Annotated in this window: 2 pseudogenes; both read right to left on the reverse strand. The window is 64.7% G+C overall.

The features are described from left to right. A pseudogene (gene istB, locus JQ611_RS41455) lies at positions 1-476 on the reverse strand (IS21-like element IS1631 family helper ATPase IstB); the annotation flags it as partial. Between the two features lie 4 nt (positions 477-480). Next, positions 481-1105 (reverse strand): annotated as a pseudogene (locus tag JQ611_RS41460) (IS21 family transposase); the annotation flags it as partial.

The raw sequence follows: 1105 nt of genomic DNA on the forward strand, positions 1-1105 counted from the left end.
ATGATGGTTCGCAGCCGGACCTCGCGTTGTGCCGGAGAGTTCAGGGCGTAGCGGTGGAAGAAGTCGTCGGTCTCAAGATACTGGACCTTGTGGCTTTGCAGGATCGCCTGATAGGCAATCGCCTTGGCGATGTGCGACTTCCCGGTGCCAGGTTTGCCAACAAGCAGAGCGTTCTCGCCAGCGGCAATGAACGCCAGGGTGTGGAGCTGGAAGCAGGTCTGACGTGGCAGTTTGGGATTGAAGGACCAGTCGAACTCGGCGAGCGTCAGCTTTTCGTCGAGCCCGGATTGCTGGTATCGCCGCTCGATAAGACGGGACTGACGACGGTCCAGTTCATCCTGCAGGATAAGGGAGAAGGTCTCGAGGAAGGGCTGGTTGGCGCCCTGCGCCTGGAGCACGCGCGTCTGCAGCGTGTCGCGGACACCCGACAGGCGCAGCTGTCGTAGGCAACGCTCAATTTCCGGCATGGTCATCATGTGGCTAGGTCTCCAGTTTAAGGTGAGAAGGTGCAGCGGGAGCGCTCGTGGCGCCGGAGTTGGCCGGGGTTGCGCAGGCGACACGAGCGCGGATTGCCGTGGCGTGATCGTCGTGAGCCTCGGCCTGCCGACCATTGTCGTCGGCGTCGCGCCGCACAGCGCGGCTGAAGAGGTCGCCGTATTCCGCGGGGGTACGGATCAGCGGATGATCCTGGGTGAGCGGCGATGCCGGCTGTGGCGTCACTCCAACCTGCTCGATCGCCTGTTCGAACAACCGCTCGACGGTCGCACGCACGTGCTTGTAGCGGTAGATGCGGTTGTCGATGGCGTGCGCGCAGGCCTGCTCGACCAGCCGCGCCGGATACTTCCGGCCCAGCCCGACAATGCCCCACATCGCGCGCTGTCCGGGGCGCCCTTCGGTGTCGAACACCTGCTGGCACAAGGCCCTGGTCTGCGGTCCGATGCGCTCGGCGCTCGCCAGCAGCACGGCGGTTTGCCGCGACGGGTTGAACGGCCGTTCGCTGGTCGGCAGGACGACAGAACCGGGGTGCGCCATCCGGGAATGAACACGCAGCAGCGCACGGGTGTGGCGATCACGGATCTCGATCGTGGTGGTGTAGATGCGCACG

The organism is Bradyrhizobium sp. AUGA SZCCT0182 (assembly GCF_018130185.1).
Classification (GTDB): Bacteria; Pseudomonadota; Alphaproteobacteria; order Rhizobiales; family Xanthobacteraceae; genus Bradyrhizobium.